Annotated in this window: 23 protein-coding genes; 16 read left to right on the top strand and 7 right to left on the bottom strand. The window is 69.8% G+C overall.

What is annotated here, in order from left to right; all coding sequences use genetic code 11:
* Nucleotides 1–102 precede the first annotated feature (102 nt).
* Entirely contained in the window at nucleotides 103–891 is a 789-nt protein-coding gene (locus E3328_RS17220; protein ID WP_135365878.1) for a class I SAM-dependent methyltransferase, read from the top strand.
* Nucleotides 892–946: 55 nt separating this feature from the next.
* On the opposite strand, the gene E3328_RS17215 is transcribed toward E3328_RS17220, so the two are convergent.
* Both E3328_RS17215 and hemL read right to left on the bottom strand, forming a co-directional pair.
* Nucleotides 947–1,597: a DUF7344 domain-containing protein gene (locus tag E3328_RS17215; RefSeq protein WP_135365877.1), complete on the bottom strand. Its 651-nt coding sequence runs from the start codon at nucleotides 1,595–1,597 to the stop codon at nucleotides 947–949.
* Nucleotides 1,598–1,807: 210 nt separating this feature from the next.
* Nucleotides 1,808–3,148, bottom strand: coding sequence for a glutamate-1-semialdehyde 2,1-aminomutase (gene hemL, locus E3328_RS17210; RefSeq protein WP_135365876.1), 1,341 nt, complete (start codon nucleotides 3,146–3,148; stop codon nucleotides 1,808–1,810).
* 171 nt (nucleotides 3,149–3,319) lie between these two features.
* Here hemL and E3328_RS17205 point away from each other — a divergent pair, with 171 nt between their 5' ends.
* From E3328_RS17205 to E3328_RS17195, 3 genes are all read left to right on the top strand, one after another.
* On the top strand, nucleotides 3,320–4,351 hold the full coding sequence (locus tag E3328_RS17205) for a Gfo/Idh/MocA family protein (RefSeq protein WP_135365875.1): 1,032 nt from the start codon (nucleotides 3,320–3,322) through the stop codon (nucleotides 4,349–4,351).
* A gap of 109 nt (nucleotides 4,352–4,460) precedes the next feature.
* A complete protein-coding gene (locus E3328_RS17200; RefSeq protein WP_135365874.1) occupies nucleotides 4,461–6,122 on the top strand; it encodes a sulfatase family protein in 1,662 nt (553 codons plus the stop codon).
* Between the two features lie 57 nt (nucleotides 6,123–6,179).
* Nucleotides 6,180–7,229, top strand: a complete 1,050-nt coding sequence (locus E3328_RS17195; protein ID WP_246023043.1) for an ATP-binding protein — start codon at nucleotides 6,180–6,182, stop codon at nucleotides 7,227–7,229.
* A 45-nt stretch (nucleotides 7,230–7,274) separates the two neighbouring features.
* Here the strand turns inward: E3328_RS17195 and E3328_RS22160 are convergent, their stop codons facing one another.
* Entirely contained in the window at nucleotides 7,275–7,430 is a 156-nt protein-coding gene (locus E3328_RS22160) for a hypothetical protein (protein WP_167837448.1), read from the bottom strand.
* Nucleotides 7,431–7,541: 111 nt separating this feature from the next.
* Here E3328_RS22160 and E3328_RS17190 point away from each other — a divergent pair, with 111 nt between their 5' ends.
* The 3 genes from E3328_RS17190 to E3328_RS22380 all read left to right on the top strand — a co-directional run bounded on the left by E3328_RS17190 (nucleotide 7,542) and on the right by E3328_RS22380 (nucleotide 11,467).
* Nucleotides 7,542–8,441, top strand: a complete 900-nt coding sequence (locus tag E3328_RS17190) for an alpha/beta fold hydrolase (protein WP_135365873.1) — start codon at nucleotides 7,542–7,544, stop codon at nucleotides 8,439–8,441.
* A 408-nt stretch (nucleotides 8,442–8,849) separates the two neighbouring features.
* Nucleotides 8,850–10,298, top strand: coding sequence for a hypothetical protein (locus tag E3328_RS17185; protein WP_135365872.1), 1,449 nt, complete (start codon nucleotides 8,850–8,852; stop codon nucleotides 10,296–10,298).
* A gap of 59 nt (nucleotides 10,299–10,357) precedes the next feature.
* Nucleotides 10,358–11,467 carry a hypothetical protein gene (locus tag E3328_RS22380; protein ID WP_209452231.1) on the top strand — a complete coding sequence of 370 codons (1,110 nt, stop codon included), beginning with the start codon at nucleotides 10,358–10,360 and terminating at the stop codon, nucleotides 11,465–11,467.
* Here the strand turns inward: E3328_RS22380 and E3328_RS17175 are convergent.
* Nucleotides 11,402–11,716 (bottom strand): hypothetical protein, encoded by a 315-nt coding sequence (locus tag E3328_RS17175; protein ID WP_135365871.1) that lies wholly within the window; start codon nucleotides 11,714–11,716, stop codon nucleotides 11,402–11,404. The genes E3328_RS22380 and E3328_RS17175 overlap by 66 nt on opposite strands.
* 7 nt (nucleotides 11,717–11,723) lie before the next feature.
* A complete protein-coding gene (locus tag E3328_RS17170; protein ID WP_135365870.1) occupies nucleotides 11,724–12,257 on the bottom strand; it encodes a TspO/MBR family protein in 534 nt (177 codons plus the stop codon).
* A gap of 203 nt (nucleotides 12,258–12,460) precedes the next feature.
* On the opposite strand from E3328_RS17170, the gene thsA reads away from it, so the two are divergent.
* A complete protein-coding gene (gene thsA, locus E3328_RS17165) occupies nucleotides 12,461–14,140 on the top strand; it encodes a thermosome subunit alpha (protein WP_135366441.1) in 1,680 nt (559 codons plus the stop codon).
* A gap of 423 nt (nucleotides 14,141–14,563) precedes the next feature.
* On the opposite strand, the gene lrp is transcribed toward thsA, so the two are convergent.
* Nucleotides 14,564–15,019, bottom strand: a complete 456-nt coding sequence (gene lrp / locus E3328_RS17160; RefSeq protein ID WP_135365869.1) for an HTH-type transcriptional regulator Lrp — start codon at nucleotides 15,017–15,019, stop codon at nucleotides 14,564–14,566.
* A 127-nt stretch (nucleotides 15,020–15,146) separates the two neighbouring features.
* Between lrp and glnA the strand changes: the two genes are divergently transcribed.
* From glnA to E3328_RS17125, 7 genes are all read left to right on the top strand, one after another.
* On the top strand, nucleotides 15,147–16,520 hold the full coding sequence (gene glnA / locus E3328_RS17155) for a type I glutamate--ammonia ligase (RefSeq protein WP_135365868.1): 1,374 nt from the start codon (nucleotides 15,147–15,149) through the stop codon (nucleotides 16,518–16,520).
* 255 nt (nucleotides 16,521–16,775) lie between these two features.
* Nucleotides 16,776–17,558 (top strand): endonuclease/exonuclease/phosphatase family protein, encoded by a 783-nt coding sequence (locus E3328_RS17150; protein ID WP_135365867.1) that lies wholly within the window; start codon nucleotides 16,776–16,778, stop codon nucleotides 17,556–17,558.
* Complete coding sequence (locus E3328_RS17145) at nucleotides 17,555–18,790, top strand: GNAT family N-acetyltransferase (RefSeq protein ID WP_135365866.1); 1,236 nt, start codon at nucleotides 17,555–17,557, stop codon at nucleotides 18,788–18,790. Before E3328_RS17150 ends, E3328_RS17145 begins: the two co-directional genes overlap by 4 nt.
* A gap of 76 nt (nucleotides 18,791–18,866) precedes the next feature.
* The gene (locus tag E3328_RS17140) at nucleotides 18,867–19,571 is read left to right on the top strand and encodes a DUF502 domain-containing protein (RefSeq protein WP_135365865.1); all 705 of its coding nucleotides are present in this window, start codon (nucleotides 18,867–18,869) and stop codon (nucleotides 19,569–19,571) included.
* An 88-nt stretch (nucleotides 19,572–19,659) separates the two neighbouring features.
* A complete protein-coding gene (locus E3328_RS17135; RefSeq protein ID WP_135365864.1) occupies nucleotides 19,660–20,142 on the top strand; it encodes a peroxiredoxin family protein in 483 nt (160 codons plus the stop codon).
* An 83-nt stretch (nucleotides 20,143–20,225) separates the two neighbouring features.
* Nucleotides 20,226–21,245, top strand: a complete 1,020-nt coding sequence (gene purM / locus E3328_RS17130; RefSeq protein ID WP_135365863.1) for a phosphoribosylformylglycinamidine cyclo-ligase — start codon at nucleotides 20,226–20,228, stop codon at nucleotides 21,243–21,245.
* Between the two features lie 108 nt (nucleotides 21,246–21,353).
* On the top strand, nucleotides 21,354–21,767 hold the full coding sequence (locus E3328_RS17125) for an SCP2 sterol-binding domain-containing protein (protein ID WP_135365862.1): 414 nt from the start codon (nucleotides 21,354–21,356) through the stop codon (nucleotides 21,765–21,767).
* 326 nt (nucleotides 21,768–22,093) lie between these two features.
* Here the strand turns inward: E3328_RS17125 and E3328_RS17120 are convergent, their stop codons facing one another.
* Nucleotides 22,094–23,473, bottom strand: coding sequence for a hypothetical protein (locus tag E3328_RS17120; RefSeq protein ID WP_246023042.1), 1,380 nt, complete (start codon nucleotides 23,471–23,473; stop codon nucleotides 22,094–22,096).
* 122 nt (nucleotides 23,474–23,595) lie between these two features.
* On the opposite strand from E3328_RS17120, the gene E3328_RS17115 reads away from it, so the two are divergent.
* Nucleotides 23,596–23,988: a DUF7383 domain-containing protein gene (locus tag E3328_RS17115; RefSeq protein ID WP_135365860.1), complete on the top strand. Its 393-nt coding sequence runs from the start codon at nucleotides 23,596–23,598 to the stop codon at nucleotides 23,986–23,988.
* Nucleotides 23,989–24,007 lie beyond the last annotated feature (19 nt).

The raw sequence follows: 24,007 nt of genomic DNA, 5'->3' as shown, positions 1-24,007 counted from the left end.
CGAGGACTGCCCCGCCGTTACTGTTTCCCTCGCCGCGGGCGCGTGCGGGTGAGTGACACGGAACCCCCGGGACTCATCCGCCACCGGGTCGACCGTGGGCGTATGGACGACGGGATCGACGAGCCGACCGGCGCGGCGACCCCGGAGACGGGCGACGCCGTCGGCGCGATGCTCCGGGCGTACGCCGAGACGGGAGAGGGACGGGAGGTCATCGAACGCGACGACGGGTGGATCGGCGTCAGCGCCGGCGGCGAGTTCTACTTCGCCGACTACGACGAGTGGCCCGAGCCCGACCGTCGCGCGGTGGACCGCGTCGAGGGGCGCGTCCTCGACGTGGGCTGTGGCGCGGGCCGGGCGGCGCTGTACCTGCAGGAGCGGGGCCACGACGTGACCGCTATCGACGTGTCCGAGGGGGCCGTCGAGGTGGCCCGCGACCGCGGCGTGGCGGACGCCCGCGCCGTCGATATCGCGGAGGTGGCCGACGCGTTCGAGCCCGACACCTTCGACACGGTGCTCATGCTGGGCAACAACTTCGGGCTCGTCGGGACGGCCGAGACCGCGCCCGACCGCCTCCGGGACCTCGCGACGGTGGCGACCGACGACGCGACGCTGGTCGCACAGAGCCGGGACCCGGTCGCGACCGACGACGAGCACCACCTCGCGTACCACGAGAAGAATCGCGAACGCGGCCGGCTCCCGGGCGCGCTCCGGATGCGCGTCCGCCACGAGCGGCTCGCGACGCCGTGGTTCGACTATCTGATGGCCGCGCCCGACACGATGGCCGACCTCGCGAGCGGGACGCCGTGGGAACTCGTCGACACGCTTGAGCCGGAGGAGGGACTGGACCCGGCGGGCGGCGACTACGTCGGGATCCTGGAAGCGAACGGGTGAGGCGTCCGTGGACGGCGGACTGCGTCGCTCGCCCCGGTGGGGAAGTCCCGTCGACTCACTCGGCGGCCGCCCACTCGGCGATCGGGCTGGCCGCGACCCAGGGGTCGGACCGCCATGGCATCGACTCGGCGACGACGGTCGCGCCCTCGCGGGTGACGAACCCGGCGTCGGCCAGCATCGGGAGGTGGGTGTGCGCCAGCGAGAGTTCGACCACCTCCGCGACGGAGCCGGGGACGGTCGCCCGGTCGACGCCCCGCTCGTGGGCGGCCACGGCGACGGCCAGTTCGCGGTCGGTCGCCGGTCCCGCGACGAGGAGTTCGCGGAGGACGACCTGCCGGCGGCCGCTCCCCAGCGCGGCGAGCGTCGCGTCGTAGGCCGGGTCGGGGTGGTCGGTGACCAGGCGGGCGACCCACTCGCGGTCGAAGGGACGCTCAGAGGGGGCCGCGACCAGCCCCGTCTCGGGGTCGAAGGTGACGCCGCCGGCCTCCGCCAGCGTCGGCAGGTGGACGTGGTGGAGCGCGGTCCGCAGGTCCGTCCGGTCGGCCGTCGCGTCGGACCCCGCCGCGGCCGGGCGGTCCGCGAGCGCCGCGACCAGCTCCTCGACGGTCGCGGTCGCGTCGCTGTCGACCAGCTCGGCGAGCACCGCCCGCCGCGTCGCGTCGGCCAGCGCGTCCAGCACGACCGGCGACGCCGTCGGAACCGCCATCGTATGTCTCCCCGGGGCCGGCACCGCCATAAACCGTTGCGTGACGTTTCGCGTAGCGATACCGCCGCGACCCGCCGGGCCCCGGTCCTGCGGCCCGTCCCCGTCTCTCGAATATCAGAGCTCGGAACTGCCGGCGTCTGCCGATGTCCCCGGCGTCTGCCGATGCTCCTGACGGCTCCCGACGCCCGCCGACGCCCGTCGGCGATCTCCCTACAGCGCGTCCTTGTACGCCTCGAGCGTCTCCTCGACGTCGTCGTCGGTGTGGGCGTAGGTGACGAACTGCGCCTCGAACTGGTTCTGCGAGAGGAACACGCCCTGCTCTTTCATCTCCTGCCAGAAGACGCGCCGCCAGCGGTCGGTCTGGCCGGCGGCCACGTCGGCGGCCGACTTCGGACAGATGTCGTAGCGCGGGCAGTCGGGCCGCTGGGAACAGCCGGCCTCGCAGTGGTTCTCGAAGGTCTCGGGGGCCTCGCGGGTGAACAGCACCTTGAAGATCCCCTCGGTGCCGGCGACGGTGTACTCCGGCGCCTGGTCCTCGACGATGTCCTGGAGGCCGCCCCGCAACTGCTCGCCGAGGTCGTTGATGTGCTCGTGCACGTCGTGCTCGGCGGCGTAGCGCAGCGATTCGAGGCCGGCGGCCATCGTGACCGGGTGGCCCGAGAAGGTGCCGGCCTGGAACACCTCGCCGGAGGGGGTGAACTGCTCGATGAGCTCCGAGCGGCCGCCGATGGCGCCGACGGGGAAGCCGCCGCCGATGAGCTTGCCGAAGGTCGTGATGTCGGGGTCGATGCCGAACTTGCCCTGGGCGCACTGGAGGCCGCCGACGCGGAAGCCCGTGATCACCTCGTCGAAGATGAGCAGGGCGCCGTTGTCCTCGGTGAGGTCGCGCAGCGTCTCGTGGTAGCCGTCGACGGGGTGGACGACGCCCATGTTCGCGAGAATGGGTTCGACGAGGACGGCCGCGATGTCCTCGCCGTGGTCCTCGAAGACCCGGTGGGCGGCCGCCTCGTCGTTGAACGGCACCGCGAGCGTGTGCTCGGCGAACTCGTCGGGGATGCCCGGACTGGAGGGCTCCACGTCGTCGTACTCCCCCTCGACGAGGGTGGTCTCCTGGGCGCCGTGGTAGCCGCCCTGCATGACGACGATCTTGTCGCGGCCGGTCGCCGCGCGGGCCAGCCGGCAGGCCGAGACCGTCGCCTCGGTCCCGGAGTTGACGAACCGGATCATCTCGACGCTCGGGACGTGGCGGGCGACGAACTCGGCGTGTTCGACCTCGATCTCCGTGGGCGCGCCGAACATCGGTCCCTCGCTGACCTTCGACTGCACCGCGGACTCGACGGGCTGGGGCAGGTCGTGGCCGTACAGCAGGGGCCCGAGGCCCATCACCCAGTCGATGTAGCGGTTGCCGTCGGCGTCGATGACGTGGCCGCCGTCGCCGCGCTCGACGAAGAAGGGGTACGGCTCGATGGCGGCCCGCACCGACGAGTTGACGCCGCCGGGCATGACCGACAGCGCGCGATCGTAGAGGTCCCGTGACCGGTCGTGGTTCATATCCCCCGCTTCTCACTCGTCGCCCAAATGCGTACCGAGGTGCGCCGACGTTCCCGCGTTCGCGCCCGCCGCGGGACCGAACGCGTTCGTTCCGGGCGCCCGCTCCCCCGCGTGGCCGCCCGCGCTTCCGCGTTCGGTAGCTTCTTGACTCGACACGCGGTGACACACCCCATGACCGTACGACTCGCGGCGATCGGCCTCGGCGACCTCGGGCGGATGCAACTCGACGGCGTGACCGACCACCCCGACGCGGACGTGACGGTCGTCGCCGGCGCCGACGTGGCCGCCGACGCCCGCGAATCGTTCGCCGCCGAGTACGACGCGCCCGCCTACGCCGACTACGAGGCGATGCTCGACTCCGAGGCGATCGACGCCGTCACCGTCGTCACGCCCCACACGCTCCACTACGAGCAGACCGTCGCCTGCCTGGAGCGGGGGCTGGACGTGCTCCTGGAGAAGCCGATGGTGGCCGACACCGGCCACGCCGTCGACCTCGTGAACCGCGCCCGCGAGAGCGACGCTCTCCTCCAGATCGGCTACCAGCGACACCTCCACCCCGGCTACCGGGCCGTCCGCGAAACCGTCCTCGGCGGCGAGATCGGCGACGTGCACATGGCCGCCTGCTACCTCGCCCAGGACTGGATCAGCGGGACGCAGGGCACCTGGCGCGTCGACCCCGAGCTGTCGGGCGGCGGCCAGCTCAGCGACTCCGGGTCGCACCTGCTGGACGCGCTGCTGTGGACGACCGACTCGCGCGCCCGCGAGGTCGCCGCCGTGATGGACGACCGCGACCACGCCGTCGACATCAACGCCGCGCTCTCGGCGACGCTGGACGGCCCCGGCGGCCCGATCACCGCGAGCATCGGCGTCAGCGGCGACGGCACCGGCTTCGAGGAGTCGCTCGTCCTCTGGGGGACCGACGGCCACCTCCAGTTCGGTCACGGTGGACTCACCGTCTTCGACGGCTCGGGCGGCGAGCCCGACCACCGGACCTTCGACGCCGGCACCTACGCCGAGCAGACGACGAAGAAGGTCGTCGCCTTCCTCGACGCCGTCGAAGGGAACCGCGACAACCCCGTCCCCCCGGAGTTCGGGCTGCGGGTCACCGCGCTGACCGAGGCGGCCTACCGCGCCCGCGAGGCCGGCGAGACCGTCGACGTGACCGAACTCGTCGCCGCCGCGCGCGAGGAGTACGGCCAGTAGTCACGGGTTCGCGGTCGTTCGGCGGGCGACACCGCGGGTCCGCCCGGACAGCGCCGCTCCCGGACGACCCCGCAACAACACTTAGGGCGCCGGCGGCCGCCCGTGGGGTATGCCCGGGGCCGACCGGCCGAACGTCCTCTGGATCGCGATGGAAGACACGACGCCCCGCCTGGGGTGTTACGGCGACGACCTCGCCCGGACCCCCGCGATCGACGGGCTCGCGGCCGAGGGACGGCGCTACTCCAGCGCCTTCTCGACCGCGCCGGTCTGTGCCCCGAGCCGCTCGGCGGTGATGACCGGGTGCCACGGGAACGCCATCGGCACCCACCAGATGCGAACGACCCACACGAACGACGACGCGCCCGAACTCCCGACGCCCTACGAGGCCGTCCCGCCGCACTACGTGACGGCGGTGCCCGAGCTGTTCCGGCGGGCGGGCTACTACTGCACGCTCGACTCGAAGGCCGACTACCAGTTCGGGACGCCCTTCTCGATGTGGGACCACCACGGCGACGGTGCGGACTGGCGCGACGACGCCCGCGAGTCCGACCAGCCGTTCTTCGCGATGGTCACCAACGGCGTCACCCACGAGAGCGGCCAGTGGGACCCCACAGAGCCCGGCACCGACGACCAGTTCGGCGGGGCGGTCGCCGACCCCGACACCGACCCCGACGCGGTCGAGGTGCCGCCGTACCTCCCCGACACCGAGACGACGCGGGCGGCCATCGCCCGCCAGTACGACAACGTCGCGCGCTCGGACGCGTGGGTGGGCGACGTGCTCGACCGCCTGGAAGCGGACGGACTGGCCGAGGACACTATCGTCGTCCTCTGGAGCGACCACGGCGAGGGGCTGCCCCGCAGCAAGCGCTGGCCCTACGACGGCGGGATACATGTGCCCCTGATCGTCCGCTGGCCCGGGCAGCTGGAGGCGGGGAGCGTCGACGACCGCCTCGTCAGCATGATGGACCTCGGGCCGACGATGCTCGACGCCTGCGGACTGGACGTGCCGCAGTACATGGGCGGCCGGCGGTTCTTCGGGCCGGCCGCCGACGACCGCGAGTACGTCTTCGCGGCGCGGGACCGCTACGACGAGTCGTACGACATGGTCCGGGCCGTTCGCGACCACCGATTCAAGTACATCAGACACTACCGGCCGGGAACGCCGTACCGCCAGTGGATCCCCTTCCGGAACCGCCACCCAGTCATGCGGGAGCTTCTGGAGCGCGCCCGCGAGGGCGAGCTGGCGGGCGCCCAGCGGTGGTTCGACGCGAACCGGCCCGCCGAGGAGCTGTACGACCTGCGAAGCGACCCCTACGAGATCGACAACCTCGCCGAGGACCCCGAGTACGCCGACACGCTGGCGCGGATGCGGGCGGCGTTAGACGACTGGCGCGACCGCGTGGACGACGCGGGCGACACCGCCGAGGCCGAGACGGTCCGCGACCGCTACGGCGGGACGGACCAGCCCGAGACCGCCGCGCCCCGGTTCGTCGTCAACAGCCCGAACCACGACGAGCGGACGGCCAGGACCGCCGGGCTGGAGCTCGAACGGCCGGCCACGCTCTCGCTGTACTGCGCCACCCAGGGCGCGTCGATGGCCTACGCGTTCGCCGACGACCCGGTGAAAAACGACGGGTCCGACCCCCAGTGGGAACTCTACACCGGGCCGGTCGAGTTGCCCGAGGGCGAGACGGCGGTGCGCGCGAAGGCGGTCCGGTACGGCTTCGCGGAGAGCGACGAGCAGGTGGGCATCTTCACCGTCTCGGGGTGAGCCGTCAGAAGAGCTATCCGGCTGGACACGAAATCCACCGGTGATCGACCGAACAGCATGACAGACGACACGGACCGGCCGACCGCCGAGGGCCGCGCGGGCGAGACAGAGACCGTCGGCGACCTCGTCGAGAAGATCCGGGCGCTGGACGACGACAGCGAGCGCAGCCAGGGGGTGCTCTTAGACCAGCTCGCGGAGGTCGAGAACCGCCTGCTTGCGTTCGGCCGGGCGCTCGGCGGCGACCCCGACACCGTGGCGGACCTGCCCTTTACCGAGGAGGCGGGCACCGACCGCATGCCCGAACCGCTCTACGTCCGCCACGACACCGAGATGCTCAACCAGGTGACCGGCTGGCTGCTCCAGGAACAGCACATCGGCCTCGTCAGCCACTACGGCACCGGCAAGACCGCCTTCCGGGAGATCGTCCGCCGCGACCTGGGCGAACACGACGACTTCGTCGTCGCCGTACTCGACAACCCCCGCGAGACGACACCTCGGAAACTCTACGCGACGATCCAGACCACGGCGGAAGCGGCGGGCTACGAGGTCGAGGACCGGGACTACTGGCAGACCCGCGACGGCGTCCCGTGGGCCACCGAGGACGCCAAGGAGGCCGCCCGCGAGCTCGTCGAGGACGTGCGCGCCGACGGCAAGACCCTCCTGCTCGTCGTCGACGAGATCGAGGTGCTGCCCGCCGAGATCCTCTCGACGCTGCAGGTCGCCGGCGACATGGGCGTCCGCCTGTTCCTGATGGGCACCCCCGAAGGGAAGGAGCGCGTCGCGGATCTCAGGGGGACCCTGGACTCGCGGCTGCGCTACTACGAGGGCATCGAGCCGTTCGACCCCGAGGACATCGCCGAGTACATCGCCCGCTCGTTCGCTTACTTCCGCGACGAACCCTACGAGGACCAGGGCGTCGAGCTGTTCACCGAGGCCGCGATCCGCGACGTACACGAGCGGTCCGAGGGGATCCCCCGCGAGGTCCGCATCGAGTGTCGTGAACTGTTCACCCGGGCCGCGTTCGTCTGGTACCGCACCGGCCAGGAGATCGACCGCATCCAGATCACGCCCGAACTCCGCCACCGTCGGTTCGGGATGGGACGATAGGTCTTTCTCGCCGAAGGAACTCCTCGGCCCGAGACGGCTTCCGGTTCACGACGGGTGCCGATGCTTGATGCGTTCGGCGTGGACGCCGGGCACCTCGCTGAGACACTCCCGGCACTTCCAGGTCGGATACACCTCCCCCTGTTCTTTCAGCAGGTCCTGCTTGTACTCCAGGGTCGCCCCGCACTGGCAGGTGTAGGCCATATCCGAGCGCACGCGACGGCCGGGAATAAATCGCCCGCCGGCCGCTGCCGTGCAGCGCCGAACCGTCACCTCACCAGAATCTACAGGGGTCTGCCGGCCCCAGGCTCGAACATGACCGCCACCGACGCGAGCCTGCTCGACCTGTCCTCCGCCGAGTCGACGCGCCACACCGTCAACGGCGTCGACCTACACGTCGTCACGGCCGGCGACCCCTCGGACCCGCTGGTCGTCCTGCTGCACGGGTTCCCGGACTTCTGGTACGGCTGGCGCCACCAGATCCCCGCCCTGGTCGACGCCGGCTACTACGTCGTCGCGCCGGACCAGCGCGGCTACAACCTCAGCGAGAAACCCCGCGATCTGGACGCCTACCGGATGGGCGAACTCTCCCGCGATGTCGCCGACCTGATCGACGCCGAGGGCCGCGACGACGCCCACGTGATCGGCCACGACTGGGGCGCGGCGGTCGCGTGGGACCTGGCGCTGCGCCGCCCCGACCGGGTCGACCGCCTCGGGATCATCAACGTCCCGCACCCGTCGGTGATGCGCCGGACGCTCAAGCGGAATCCACGCCAGCTCGCCCGGAGCTGGTACATGTTCTTCTTCCAGCTGCCGGTCGTCCCGGAACTCGTCCTCGGACGCGGCGACGCCCGCGGCGTCCTCGACGTGCTGGAGGGCAGCGCCAACCCCGGCGCGTTCACCGACGAGGAACTCGCCCACTACCGCGACGCCTGGCGCCGCCAGGGGGCGATCCGGGGAGCGGTCAACTGGTACCGCGCGCTACTCCGCCGCCGGGACGACCCGCCCCGCGAGACCGTCGAGGCGCCGACGCTGGTTGTCTGGGGCGACGAGGACGTGGCGCTGCTCCCCTCGATGGCCGCCGAGAGCGTCGGCCACTGCACCGACGGCCGCCTCGAACGGGTCCCCTGGGCCTCCCACTGGGTCCACGACGAGGAACCCGAACGCGTCAACGACGCCCTCGTCGGCCACCTGAACGACGGCGCCGGGGACTGATTCCGACCGTTCGACGTTTCTGTGTCGTCTGGAGACAGCAGCTGACCAACGTAGTTCGGTCGAACGATACGAGATTCACCCCTCCGGGAAGGGCACGACCCGTCGCCGTTCGGTATCACCCACCCGACGATCATCATCGACGGCGAAGAGTACGAGGTCGACGATCCGGAGTTCATCGACCGCGAAATCGACGCCGGGTTCATCGGCACCATCGAGGAGGGGCTGGAGACGACGAAGCTGAAGGTCCGCGCGACCGACGAGTACGGCAACAGCCGGACGACCCTCGCCGCGGCCCGCTCGAACGGCCTCGTCGAGGCGGTCAAGCAGAGCGGGGCGCTGGGCAGCCTCTCGGAGACGGAAGCGTTCACGCTCGGCACGGGGACCGGGATATCCGGTGGCGCCGGACAGTTGACGGGGACCGTCCAGAGCGTCGTCACCGAACCGGGGGAGACCCTCGACCGCTTCAGCGACCTCTCGCGGTACGAACGGCTCATCGAGAACGCCGACGACATCCCCGGGCTGCTGGTCCAGCAGTACCAGCGCCAGCAGCGGACCGCGAACCCCTACTACCGACAGGGTGAGGTCGCCAACGAGCAGCTGTACGACGACTTCCGGCGAGGGTATTACTCGGGGCTGGTCGTCTTCGAGGTCGCGCTGTCGGCGGCCGGCGGGCAGGTCAAGAACGTCGACAAGGTGCAGGACCTGGCCGACAGGGCCAGAGCGACGCGGGCAGTGCGCTACTATCGATCGGCGCGGACCCGGTTCGTCAGCGCACCGGTCAGTCGGCTCGGGTCGAAGGTGACCCGTCGGGTGGTCGACCGCGTCGACGTAGACGCGCCCGGGACCGTCCGCGAGACCATGGCGGGCATCGAGACGGTCGGGCGGTCGTGGTCGCTGTCGCGACGGCTCGGGACTACGCCGAGCGACGTGTTGCGCGGCCTGAGCGACCGGGGCCGGTCGCAACTGCGGGCGTACTACCGCGGGATTCGCGGGACTCGTGGCGGCAGTGACACGGGGCTGGAAGTGCTGACCGACGGCGGGCGCGCGGAGTTCCGGGAAGCACTGAACGACCGGGCGATCTCCGGGCGGACGCTGGCGCAGTTCCGCCGTGGGAGTTCCGACCGGACGTGGCGTGAACTGCTCGACCGCGATGTCTGTAACAGCCCCTGTGAGTCGACGATCCGGTCGGTCTACCAGTATACGAAAGATGCCGATGGGTTGGATAACGACGAGGCCAAGGATCTGCTGAACGCGTACGCAGAGGCAGATGAGGTGTCGATCGGACCGGGCAGTCGTGGCTCGGCGACCGTCCAGCAGCGGATTGACGACCTTGACGGCGAGAATGTCGACGGTGTCGTTCGGTCCATGCGTGGCGTCTCAGCGGGTAAGACCGGGTACAAGAGGATCGCCGGTGAAACCCGTATCGCGGACGACGCACTGGAGCAAGCCACAGTGAGCAGTGGCGATGTCGAACTATCAAACGACATTCCGAGAAGTGAGGTGCCGGACAGTCTCACGAAGGACAGTTCGGAGATTGACGTTGACGTGAAGTCCGAGATTACTATCGACGGTGACACCGTCGATTCGCCTGCGATCGAATCGAAGAACCTGAATCCCGGCCCGTATTCCGAGTCGTTCATTGAGCAAGTCTGGACTGAGCGGGTGAGTGCGAAGTTCGCCGCACAAGCAGCAGCGGGTGAAGACGAGATTGTTCTCGTCGTCCCCGACGAGTTCAAAACTAGATTCGGCGATGAACTCGACGCGATACCGGACAAGGTGGAACGCAGGCTGAGCAACAACGGTGTGAGCGCCGACCCGACCGTTAGGATAACCACTTACGACGGCGTAGGTGCCTGAGAATGCCTAGTGGTATCGCAGTCATGGAGTGGTACACGTCCCGTCCGGTGGATGGGGCCGTGGAAGACGCGCTCGAACAGGCTGGGCTGGCCGGGTTCGACATCGAGAACGTCGAAGAGAATCCCCATGCGGCCGGCGAGGCGACCTACCTGAACGTCGATTACGACCAGTGGAATTTCAGTTTCGTCTTTGCATCCGAGGACGACCGAGAACCGGGCCAACCACTGCTCAGAGTCGACTGCGGGGATACCATCTATCCGTCAGAGGCAGATTCATCGTCCGCCTACCGAGAGTTGATGGATGGTCTCTTCGAACTACTTTGCCGGGGCGCGGTGGCACTCGATGTCGACTATGCAGCTCTGTTCAATCCAGAGAGTCGGAACTCCATCGCACACGACAGGCCTTTCATCGACGGGATCGAGGAATTTCCTCGACTTGGAGTCTACTCTGGAGAACTCGTAGACGAATTCGGGGGAGTCGATTCCATGTTCGACCCCGATCCGTGGTATACGGCAACGCTCGCGGGGGACAAATTCGTCGTCGCCGATGCACCGTCGGACTGGCTGGGTGGGCCGTGGCAGCCCCCGACCGAAGCCGAGTACCTCGACCACGCGGAGTTTGTCGACCGTGAGGACTCCGGCCAAGCGGTCGGTCTCTCCGACCCGTTCGCCAACCTCGACGCTGGCGAGTACGGCGCGGACGTGGGCGTCGAACCGGACGACATCTCTGGCGAGTTCACGAACGACGCGCTTCGGCTCCGCCGCGTCCGCGTCGACGACGAGCGGAACCTCCGGCGAGTCGACGACGACGCGTTCGTCCGGAACGTCGTCGACAAAAAACACGACGACCAGCTCGACCTGATCCAGGCGATGCTGGCGGAGATTCCCCGGGAGCCACACACCGACGAACACGCGTCGGCGTTGCTGCACGAGGCGATCCCACCGTCGTTCGTCCGTCTGGACGGTCCCGACGACGAGAACGTCGTAACGAAAGTGATGAACTTGGACACCGACGTGAGTAAACATGATCTGCTGATCTCGCTGGGGCGAGTCGCCCAGCAGGACGATTTCACCGACGATGACCTCGACTCGATCGAGGATGCCCTAGACACGCTCGACGAACTGGACGGAGAGAACGTCGATACGTACATCCGGCAGAATCTGCTCTGAACTGAAGGTCCAGAACCGACTCTGGTCTATTTTGACCTGCTGGGACGTTCTCTTCGACTGGACAAACTGTAGCCTCACCAGCGGTCCGGAGGCTGCGGTGGCGGCGACGACGACAGCGGCCTCGAAGCGCTGACCGACGGCGGGGAAGACCGGTTCGTCGACACGCTCGAAGACCTCGACGGTGCGAACGTCGACGCGTACGTCCGGCCGAAGCCGCTCTGAGCGGCCGTTCGATTCGACATCGGCCACTGGACTCTCAGTTCAGCGCCAGGAACCGGTAGTTCAACACCGCGGCGAAGGTGACCCAGGCGAGATACGGCACGAGCAGCGCCGCAGCACGACGGTCGACGCGGTCGAACGCCCAGATGGTCGCGACCACGGCGGGCCACAGTGCGACGATCACGACGAGCCCGGCGAGCAGGTTCTCCGCGGCGAAGAAGGCTGGTGTCCAGGCGACGTTGAGGACCATCTGGCCGACGAACGCCGCCAGCGCGACCCGGCGGGCGGTCCAGCCGTCGCGTCCCCCTCCGACCGGGTCGCTCTCACCGGCCAGCCACACGAGCGCGACGGCGACGCCCATCAGGGTGAACAGGAGCGTCCAGACGACGCCGAACAGCCACGGCGGCGGGTAGATAGCGGGTTTCGCGAGCCCCTGGAACCACGGCGACCCGGGGCCCGACAGCACCGCCGGCGCCGCGCCGGCGAGGTTGACGAGGAGGACGCCCGCGACCACCGTTCCGATGGTTCGGCGACCGCTGCGCTCCGGTCCGACCGTCGGTGTCTCTGCCATACCCCCCGTACGGGCCCGCCGGTCAAAGGGGATCCGCCGAGCCGCCCCCTCCGGCGCCGGTTCCGGCGGTCGACTCTATATAAATAGTCCCTTGATACGAGTTCGCACACTCCGCTCGGGCACGCAGCGAACCGAACGCCGGTATCCTCCGGTACTTTTATATAGAATCGCAATCAACCTCTCTCTTGATTATGTCTCAGCAGATGGGTAACCAGCCCCTCATCATCATGTCCGAGGACTCCCAGCGGACCTCGGGCAAGGACGCACAGTCCATGAACATCACGGCCGGGAAGGCCGTCGCGGAGTCCGTACGGACCACACTGGGTCCGAAGGGGATGGACAAGATGCTCGTCGACGACTCCGGCGGGGTCGTCGTCACCAACGACGGCGTCACCATCCTCGAGGAGATGGACATCGAGCACCCGGCGGCCAACATGATCGTCGAGGTCGCCCAGACCCAGGAGGACGAGGTCGGCGACGGCACGACCACGGCCGTCGTCATCTCCGGCGAACTGCTGGGCAAGGCCGAGGACCTCCTCGACCAGGACATCCACGCCACCATCCTCGCGCAGGGCTACCGCCAGGCCGCCGAGAAGGCCAAGGAGGCCCTCGAGGACATCGCCATCGAGGTCGACGCCGACGACACCGAGATCCTCGAGTCCATCGCCGCCACCGCCATGACCGGCAAGGGCGCCGAGAACGCCAAGGACACCCTCTCCGCGCTCGTCGTCGACGCCGTCCAGTCGGTCGCCGACGAGGAGGGCGTCGACACGGACAACATCCAGCTCGAGACCGTCGTCGGCGGCTCCATCGACGAGTCCGAGCTCGTCGAGGGCGTCATCATCGACAAGGAGCGCGTCCACGAGAACATGCCCTACGCCGTCGAGGACGCCGACGTGGCGCTGCTCGACACCGCCATCGAGGTGCCCGAGACCGAGCTCGACACCGAGGTCAACGTCACCGACCCCGACCAGCTCCAGCAGTTCCTCGACCAGGAGGAAGAACAGCTCCGCGAGTACGTCGACAAGCTCAAAGACGCCGGCGCCGACGTCGTCATCTGCCAGAAGGGCATCGACGACATGGCCCAGCACTACCTCGCCCAGGAGGGTATTCTGGCAGTGCGCCGCGCGAAGAAGTCCGACATGAAGGCGCTCTCCCGGTCGACGGGCGCCCGCATCGTCTCCAACATCGACGACATCACCGCCGACGATCTGGGCTTCGCGGGCTCGGTCGCCCAGAAGGACGTCGCCGGCGACGAGCGCATCTTCGTCGAGGACGTCGAGGACGCCAAGGCCGTCACGATGATCCTCCGCGGCGGCACCGAGCACGTCGCCGACGAGGTCGAGCGCGCCATCGAGGACTCGCTGGGCGTCGTCTCCGTGACTCTCGAAGACGGGCAGGTCCTCCCGGGCGGCGGCGCCCCGGAGGCCCACCTCGCGCTGGAACTCCGTGACTTCGCCGACTCCGTCGGCGGCCGCGAGCAGCTGGCCGTCGAGGCGTTCGCCGACGCCATCGACGTCGTCCCGCGCACGCTCGCCGAGAACGCCGGCCTCGACCCCATCGACTCGCTGGTCGACCTGCGCTCCCGGCACGACGGCGGCGAGACCACGGTCGGCCTCGACGCCTACTCCGGCGACGTGGTCGACATGGTCGAGGACGGCGTCGTCGAGCCGCTCCGCGTCAAGACCCAGGCCGTCGAGAGCGCCACGGAGGCCGCGGTCATGATCCTCCGCATCGACGACGTGATCGCCGCGGGCGACCTGAAGGGCGGCGGCACCGACGACGACGACGAAGGCGGTGCGCCCGGCGGCCCCGGCGGCGCGCCCGGCGGCATGGGCGGCGGCATGGGCGGTATGGGCGGCGGCATGGGCGGCATGATGTAGGCCCGCTTTTTGCGACGGAGAGTTCCTCGGCGCGCTTCGCGCGCCTGCGGGAATCCTCCGTCGCAAAAACTTGGGGAAAAAGCCGGACGCGTCGGTCGCTCCGCTCCCTCGCGTCCGGTGAACCGCGCGCCTTCGGCGCGCGGACGCTTACCCGCCGACCCTCGAACCGCCCGCCGACCGCTGCGGCTCCCGAACCGACCGCAGTCCGCGATTCTCCGTTTTCGACCGGCCAGCGACCGCTACGGTCGCGTGTCGCACCGGGCCATCCGTTCGTTTGCACGAGAACCCGGGAGAGCACTCTACGGGACGCTGGCGGTCGCTACGAGAGTGGAAAACCGGTGGTAATCGCGCCACCCACACCCGGTGGGTACACGCCGTCCGGCGCGGGCGCGACTGTCCGCTGCGCGGCGTCGACTTGCCGGGCTACTCGGTGTCGAGCTCGAACTGCTCGTGCTCGGAGGCGGCGTTGAGCACGACGCTCGTGTTCGACTCCTTGATCTCGGGGTCGACGAGCAGCTCCTTGATGTGCTCGTTCATGCCGTCGGTGTCGGTGAACTTGCCGATGGCGATGATGTCGTAGTCGCCGGTCACCTCGTAGACGGAGATCATCTGGTCGTGCTCGCGCAGCGACTCGGTGACCTCCGGGAGGGAGCTGCCCTCGATCTTCAGCTGGAGGATGGCGGTCACGTCGTAGCCGAGTTTGTCGTAGTCGACCTTGGGGGTGTACCCCTCGATGATGCCGTCCTCCTCCAGGTCCGAGAGGTGGTTCGACACCGTGGTCACCGACACGTCGAGGTCCTCGCCGAGGCTGCGCAGGCTCGCACGCCCGTCGCCCAGCAGCGCATTTACCAACTTGCGGTCCAGATTTTCGTACGTCATTACGTCCACAGACGACACCGGGGCATTAGAATTTTACGAATATACAATTCCGTCTCCCGAAGGGGAAGATTTGCGCAGATGGGTAGGATTTTAATACTATGGGTATACCCTTCAGGTGTCGATAACAATGACAAGCGAAAACGCGAAACCGGACGGGGGTCTCTCCGCCGAGGCACAGGACGTACTCGACGAGATCGAGGAGCAGAACGTCGACTTCCTGCGGCTGCAGTTCACGGACATTCTGGGGACGGTCAAGAACGTCTCGGTCCCGGCCGACCAGGCCGAGAAGGCGTTCACCGAGGGTATCTACTTCGACGGGTCGTCGATCAACGGCTTCGTCCGCATCCAGGAGTCGGACATGCGCCTGGACCCGGACCCGTCGACGTTCGCCGTCCTGCCGTGGCGCAACGACGACGACAGCGCCGCCGGCCGGCTCATCTGTGACGTCATCGACACCTCCAGCGGCCAGCCGTTCTCCGGCGACCCGCGCGGGGTGCTCAAGCGCGCCATCCAGCGCGCCGAGGACATGGGCTACACCGTCAACGCCGCGCCCGAGCCCGAGTTCTTCCTCTTCGAGGAGGACGAGGAGGGTCGCGCGACGACGAAGACCAACGACGCCGGCGGCTACTTCGACCTCGCGCCGAAGGACCTCGCCCAGGACGTGCGACGGGACATCATCTTCGGCCTGGAGGACATGGGCTTCGACATCGAGGCCTCCCACCACGAGGTCGCCCAGGGCCAACACGAGATCAACTTCACCTACGACGACGCGCTGTCGACGGCCGACAACGTCGCCACTTTCCGCGCCGTGGTCCGCGCCATCGCGGCCGAACACGACCTCCACGCCACCTTCATGCCCAAGCCGATCCCGCGCATCAACGGGTCGGGCATGCACACCCACCTCTCGCTGTTCACGGAGGACGGCGAGAACGCCTTCCACGACGGCGACGACGAGTTCGACCTGAGCGAGACGGCCAAGCAGTTCACCGCCGGCATCCTCGAACACGCGCCCGCCATCGCGGCGGTCACGAACCCGACCGTCAACTCCTACAAGCGCCTGGTCCCGGGCTACGAGGCGCCCGTCTACGTCGCCTGGTCCGACCGGAACCGCTCGGCGCTCATCCGCAAGCCCGCCGCGCGCGTCCCGGCCGCCTCCCGCATCGAGGCGCGCTTCCCGGACCCGTCGTGTAACCCCTACCTCGCCTTCGCCGCGCTCATCCACGCCGGCCTCGACGGCATCGAGCGCGGCCTCGACTGCGACGACCCGGTCCGCGAGAACATCTACGAGTTCGACGAACAGAAGCGCGAGGAGTACGGCATCGACACGCTACCGACGAACCTCGGCGAGGCCCTCGACGCCCTCGAGAACGACGAGGTCGTCGCCGACGCCCTCGGCGAGCACGTCTACGAGAACTTCGTCGAGGCGAAGACCCAGGAGTTCGACGACTACCGCGTCGACGTCTCCGACTGGGAGCTCGACCGCTACCTCGAGACCTTCTGACTCCGACACCGCGTCGGCCCACGCCGCACGGTTCGGGCCCGCCGCGGGCGCTCCCCGCGGGTCGCGGCCCCTCGCGTTTCGCTTCTCGCCAGTCGCGTCTCCGCGCCGCTGTACGGTCGCCGCCGCTCCGCCGAGCCGCCGTCCGGCGGACGCCGACGCCCTCCTCCGCCGACAGGTCACCGTCGGTTTTATACCCTCGTCCCGGCTCAGTCCCTCCAACGGACGGTCGGTCGCCCCACAGGCGACGGAGAACGTGTGAAGATACTCTCGTGTAACGCCGGTTACCTGCTCGACTACGATGGATCGCTGCGCGAGTACGCGCTGAAACCCCACCGGGCGATGCTCGGCGACGACGCCGCCGAACAGCGCGCCACCGAGCGCCTCGTCGACGTGATCGCCGACGAGCGGCCCGACGTGGTCTGCCTGCTGGAGGTCGACCAGGGGTCGGCCCGCACCATGACCGAGGGGCAGGTCACCCGCCTCGCGGAGGCGCTGACCGACCGCGGGCTGGCCTACCACGCCCGCGCCGACGCCAAGTACGGCGACGGCAACGTCCTCGGCCGCCTGCCCGTGCTCTCGCACCTCTCGAACGGCCTGCTCGTCCGCGACGACATCGACGCCACCATCGAGGCCCACTACCTCGAGACCGGCCCCAAGCGGCTCGTCACCGAGGTCCGCATCGGCGACCTCTCTATCTTCGCGGTCCACCTCGCGATGAGCGGCCGCGGCCGCCGCAAGCAGCTCGACGAGATCGCCGCCATCGTCGCCGAACGCGAGCGCGTCGTCGTCGCCGGCGACTTCAACGCCTACGACGGCCTGGAGGAGGTCGAGACCGCCCTCGAGGAGACGGGGCTGGTCCTCCACGACCCCGGCGAGACGGTGCCCAAGCGCCCGCTCGACACCCTGGTCTCCGAGACGCGCACCCTCGATTTCTTCCTCGCCTCCCCCGACATCGAGCCCACCCGCTGCGACGTGATCGACGTGCAGGTCTCCGACCACCGCCCCGTCGTCCTGGAGTTCGAGAACGGGGGAGTATGACGGGCGACGGCGACGACACCGACGACGCGGGCGTCGCGGTGCGACCGCTGTCGGCCGACCGCTTCGCCGAGTTCCGGCGGATCGTCGACTACGCCTTCTCGCCGGGGGACGGGCCACAGACCTACGACGACGAGCCCGAGCGGATCGCCGACCGGTACGGGGTCGTCGCCGGCGACGAACTCCGCGCCGTCTGCGGCCACTACGACTTCCGGGCGACCCTGCGCGGCGAGTGGGTCCCGCTCGCCGGCCTGGCCGCCGTCGCCACGCCGCCGGAACACCGGCGGGCGGGGCACGTCCGCGCGCTGGTCGACGACGCCCTGGCGCGGTGGCGCGGCGAGTACCCCCTCTCGGCGCTGTGGCCGTTCTCGCGGTCGTACTACGAGCAGTTCGGCTGGGCGACGGCCAACACGTACAGCGAGTACACCTGCCCGCCGGCCCAGCTGGCGTTCGCCCGCGGGGAAGCCGACGGCCGCGCGCGCCCGGTCGACCTCGACGAGTGGCGCACGCTCCAGTCGGTCCACGAGGCGGCCGCCGAGGCGACGACGCTCGCGCTCCGGCGGCGCTCTGAGACGTGGTGGCGCGAGCGCGTGCTGGCGGAAGGGAGCGACGACCGCCCGTGGGCGTACGTCTGGGAGCGGGCCGGCGAGCCCGTGGGCTATCTCGTCTACAGTTTCGCGGACGCCGGCGAGGGGTTCGACGAGCGCCGGCTCACCGTCGACGACGCGGCCGCCGTCGACCACGAGGCGTGGCTCGACCTCCTCGGATTCCTCGCCGACCACGACTCCCAGGCGACCGAGGTACACTTCGAGCGCGAGGGTCGAGCGGATCTCCTCGATCTCGTTCCCGACCCCGACGCGGTCGACTGCGAGGTGCGGACTGGGCCGATGGTCCGCGTCGTCGACGTGACGGACGCGCTGGCGGCCTGTCCCTACCCCGACGACGCGAGCGCCGACCTCGCGCTCGCCGTGGCCGACGGGACGGCCGACTGGAACGACGGGCACTTCCGGCTGACCGTCGAGGGCGGCGACGCCGAGTGCGCGGCGGTCGACGAGCCGGCGGGCGAGGCGGACGCGACACTCGACGTGGGGACGCTCTCGCAGCTCGTGGTCGGCTACCACGACGCCGCGACCGCCCGCCGCGTCGGCGGGCTCTCCGTGGCCGAGGAGTCGGTCGCCGACGCGCTCGCGGCGCTGTTCCCGTCAGAGCGGGTGTACCTGCGGACGTTCTTCTGAGAGGCCGGGGCCGGTGGAAAACCGGTGAGCCCCCGGTCCGAACAAGGCACTTCGGCCTCGGGCTCCAACCGGTCGTATGTCCGGACCGAACGTCGACGACATCGCCGAGATCGCGGCCGAGGAGAGCAGGGAGGTGCGCCGGGACCTCAGACAGACGCTGCTGTCGGGGCTGGCGCTGACGGTCCCGTTCCTGATCACGGTGCTGGTGCTCGTCTGGGCGCTGGGGTTCGTCGCCGGTCTGCTGTCGCCGCTGGCCGACGTGATCGTCGCCGTCGGCCCCGGCGGGGAGATGAGCACCTGGGTCGTCCAGCTGCTGGCCGGGACCCTCGTGGTGGGGTTCGTGTTCGCCGTCGGCTTCGCCGCCCAGCACGGCCCGGAGACGCACATCGCCCGCCGGTTCGACGTGCTCATGGAGGACCTGCCGGGGATCGGCTCGATCTACACCAGCGTCGAGCGCATGAGCGACGTGATGGTCGAGGGCGACACCGAGAGCTTCCGCGAGGTGAAGATCGTCGAGTTCCCCCGCGAGGACTGCTTCGCGCTGGCCTTCCTCACCGCGAGCGCGCCGCCGACGATCGAGGAGGCCGCCGACCACGGCGAGATGGAGACCGTCTTCGTCCCGATGGCCCCCAACCCCGTGATGGGCGGCCACCTCGTCAACCTCCCCGAGGACCGGATCTTCGACGTGGACCTGTCCGTCGAGGAGGGGATGCAGGCGGTCATGACGACCGGGATGGCCATCGACGAGAGCGTCGAGGACGAGGGTTCCGCGGCCAGTTGACGCTCGCGCCGAACGCGCCGTCGCGCCTGGGCGCGACCCGCACACTGCCGGCCGGCGACTTACCACGCTCGCGTCCCTCCCGGGAGGTATGAGTCTCGAAGGCGAATCCGCTCCCGAGTTCGAACTGCCGAGCACGGCCGGGGACACCGTCTCGCTGAGCGACGAACTCGAGGAGGGGCCGGCGGTCGTCCTGATCAACCGCGGCGTCTGGTGTTCCTTCTGTGCCGAGCAGCTCCAGACGTTCAGCGAAGTGTCCTACGACATGTGGTTCCACGACGACGTGAGCGTCGTCCCCGTCGTCCCCGACCCGCTCCCCGAGGTCACGGAGATGCGCGACCGTTACGACCTGCAGATCCAGTTGCTCGCCGACCCCGACGGCGAGGTCTGCGACCGCTACAGCGGCACCGAGGAGACGAGCCACGGCCTGACCGGCCTCGCCGCGACCTACGTGATCGACGAGAGCGGCACCGTCCGCTACGAACAGGTCTCCGACACCCCCGCCGACCGCACCTACGGCAACTGGGTGCGCTACTACATCCGCAACGACTACGAGCCGCCCTTCGAGGGGTAGCCCGCTCGCGCGGCGGCCACCGCTGGCCGCCCCGTTCCACCCGAAACGGTGGCCTTTTGCTCGCGCTCCGCGGGGTATCCCACATGACCGACGGGGACGCCGACGACGCGGCGAACGGGAGCGACACGAACGAGGACGGCGAGGGACTGACCTACGCCGAGGCGGGCGTCGACATCGCCGGCCAGGAGGCCGCGACGGCGGCGCTGGTCGGCGCCACCGGCGACTTCGAGGGCGACTTCGCCGGCCTGCTGGACATCGGCGACCGCTACCTCGCGCTGGCGGCCGACGGCGTCGGCACGAAACTCCTGGTGGCCGAGGCGCTCGACGACTACTCGACCATCGGCATCGACTGCATCGCGATGAACGCCAACGACCTCGTGGCGGCGGGCGTCGACCCAGTCGCCTTCGTCGACTACCTCGCCGTCGAGGAGCCCGACGACGAGACGGCCGAGCAGATCGGCGAGGGACTCGACGAGGGCGCCGAACGGGCCGGCGTCGCGCTGGTCGGCGGCGAGACGGCCGTGATGCCCGACGTGATCAAGGGCCTGGACATCGCCGGGACCTGCGCCGGCCTCGCCCCCAAGGACGGGGTCTTCCCCGGCGAGGCCCAGGCCGGCGACGTGGTCGTGGGGTGGCCCTCCTCGGGGATCCACTCGAACGGCCTGACGCTCGCCCGCGAGGCCGTCACGCGCGACCACGGGTACACCGACCCGTTCCCGCCCGAGCCCGACCGCTCCATCGGCGAGGAACTGCTCGAACCCACGCGCATCTACAGCGACCTGCTCGGCCCGCTCCGGGAGGTCGACACCCACGCCGCCGCCCACGTCACCGGCGGCGGGTGGACGAACCTCACCCGGATGGGCGATCGCCACTACGAGATCACCGACCCCTTCGACGCCCAGCCGGTCTTCGCGTTCGTGCAGCAGGAGGGCGACGTGACCGACGAGGAGATGCACCGCACGTTCAACATGGGCACCGGGTTCGTCGCCGCGATGCCCGAGGCCGACGCCGAAGAAGTCGTCAACGCCACCGAGGACGGCCGGATCGTCGGCCGCGTCGAAGACGGCGAGGGGTCCGTCGCGATCCGCGGGCTGGAGCTGTAGCGGGGCGCTCGCCGCTCGTTCCCCGGCCGTGTGCACTGTCGAGGGGGCGGCGCCGCTCGCCGCCGGAACCCGAAACACCAAAGCCGCCGAGCGAGCCACACCGGACCAATGACACCGACGCTGCCGGGCGAGGCCGACGAGTGGGCCGACCGGCTCCAGGCGCGACTCAACGACCGCGAGGCGTTCGCGGAGGCGGCCGCGGGCTTCGACGCGACCTTCCGGTTCGTCATCCTGCCGGACGACCGCTACGACGGCGACCCCGTCACGCTCACCGTCGTCGTCGCCGACGGCGCCTGCGTGGCCGCCCGCGGCAACGACCCCGACGCCGACTACGACTTCGGGCTGGCCGGCCCCTACGCCGTCTGGGTCGACCTCCTGGCGGACGACATCGACGTCACGGAGGCCGTGATGGGCGGCTCGCTGGAGTTCGAGGGGTCGGAGATGCAACTGCTCTCGAACCGCGAGGCCGTCACCGAACTCGTGCGGGCGGCCCAGTCCGTCGAGGCGGAGTTCGCGTACTGAGGACCGTGGGTCGGTGTGTCCGTCGAGCGGGGACTGCTCGGCGTGCGAGTCGAGCGGGTGTTTCTGCTGGATGTCCCGTGAAGCGTTGAGCGACGGCGACCGCAGTCGACAGCAGGTGCTGGACGCCCTCGGCCCGCTCGCGGTCGGTGTCTCGGAAAATCGGAGAATTCCGGGATCGGGCGAGAGCACCGCTCGCGAAGACGGCGAGGGACCGGCGGTTCCTCGGGTGTGCAGACGACGCCCTGGTCGCTCGCAGACCTCGCGCGGCTACGGTCGCGAGGCGAGACTCGCGCCAGCGCGCGCCGGTGACGAGAATCCCGCGCTTCTCAGGGCGCGGTGTCCTCGGTGGTCGCGGGCGCGTCGTCGGGGTCGTCCGTCACGGCGCCGCCCTCACCGAGTCGGGAGACGAGCACGCCGCGGAGGGGACGAGGGCTGTGCTCGCGGACGACCACGAGCAGGTTCGCGGCGAACAGAGCGAACCCGACCGTCGCGAGGGCGCCCGAGCCGGCCGTGACGGTCGCGGGGAGATCGAGGGCGCTCGCCGCGAGGAGACCGGCCGTCCCGAGGGCGATGCAGGCGAAGTCGGCGGCGGCGAGGCGGTCGTCGTAGAGGTCGTCGATCATCGGGACCTGTTCGTACCCCAGCAGGTCGCTGTAGCGGTGGACCCAGACGATGAACGGGACGACGTGATAGAGGGTGCCGAGGACGACGAAGCCGACGACGCCGAAGACGAGCAGGTGGACCGGCCCGCCGCCGAACAGCGCCGACGGGGCCAGCGGGTCGGCGAGCCAGGCGCGGCCGGTGAGGACGGCCCAGGCGGCCATCGCGACGGCGGCCACGGCGTAGCGCGAGAGCATCGGCGTCCGCTCGACGGAGGTCTCGACGAGCCTGCGCGCGAGGACGACGGCGAACCCGCCGAGGGCGACGGCGACGAGGAGACCGCCGACGCGGGCCAGCGGCGCCGACCCGAGCAGCCGCCCGGTCGCGAGCGCGAGGACGCCGGCCGGGTAGCCGACCTCCTCGAACCGCTGGAGGTGGGTGTCGACACCGTGTAGCTCGGTCTGGGTGAACATCGTGGCGAGCTGGTAGAGCGCGCCCAGTACCGTTGTGAGGACGGCACCGAAGACCGCAAGCGTCGCGTGGGCGGCGGTCAACCGGACGCGGCTGACCGGCGAGTCGGCGAGAAAGAGGACCGAGTAATCCATCGCGAGGGCGAACCCCATCGCGGGGACGACGGCGAAGAAGGCGAGCGCGAGCGCGAAGTGGCGCTCGGTCACGTCCCAGGGCCGGGCGCCGAGCAGGGTCCGGCCGACGTTGTAGACGAACGTCCAGAACCCCAGCAGGGCGAGGCCGCCGAAGGCGTGGACCCAGCCGACGGCGCCGGTCGCGAAGGAGGCGGCCATCCCGGCGACGCCGGCGGCGACGAGCCACAGCTGGGCCGTCGCGAGCCGCCGCGAGTGCAGCGCGACGTTCGACCACACGGGGACGAACTGCACCATCGCGCCCATGATCGTCACGCAGACCCACCCCGCCAGCAGGAGGTGGACGTGCGCCAGCCCCGACAGACCCGACAGCGTCCCCACCGCGTCGAGGACGCCGACGGCGCCGCCGGCGACCAGTAGCCCCAGCCCGACGAGGAAGTGCCGGAGCGGGACCGTCATCGGGGGCTGGCGGTCGGTGTCGACCTCGCCCGGGATCGCGCTCATGCCCGACCGTACGGCCCCCGAACTCGTCGGCTTGCGGCCGAACATATTCGCCTACGGGCAGCAGTCGGACACCCGGCACCGCCGGACCGGACATATAAATCGGCTGACGCCCACTGTCCGGTATGGGAGACCGCCGCCCCAACTACGCGCTCGTCCCGTTCCAGCAACACCTCGGGCAGAACGAGGAGAGCCTCGCCGTCCCGTGGGCCGAGTTCGTCGGCGACGAGACCGACGAGCTGACCTTCGAGGTACCGACCGACGACGCGACCGAGGCCTACCTCGAACTCCAGGCCTACGACGTCGAGGAGTACGGCCACGAGATCCGGGTCAACGGCGTCGCGCTCTCGGGGTTCGACATCCCGCCCGCCGACGGCTGGCAGCAGTGGATGGACACGCTCACGGGCATCGACCTCACGGAGGGCGAGAACACCATCAGGGTCGAGCGCGACACCGACACCACCGACGCGTTCGTCGTCGGCGTCGTCGTCGTCCACTGGAAGGAACCGGTCGACTGATCCGCCGCGGCGGCCCCCG

This window comes from Halosimplex halophilum, assembly GCF_004698125.1.
GTDB lineage: Archaea > Halobacteriota > Halobacteria > Halobacteriales > Haloarculaceae > Halosimplex > Halosimplex halophilum.
This window is presented reverse-complemented; position numbering and strand designations above follow the sequence as displayed.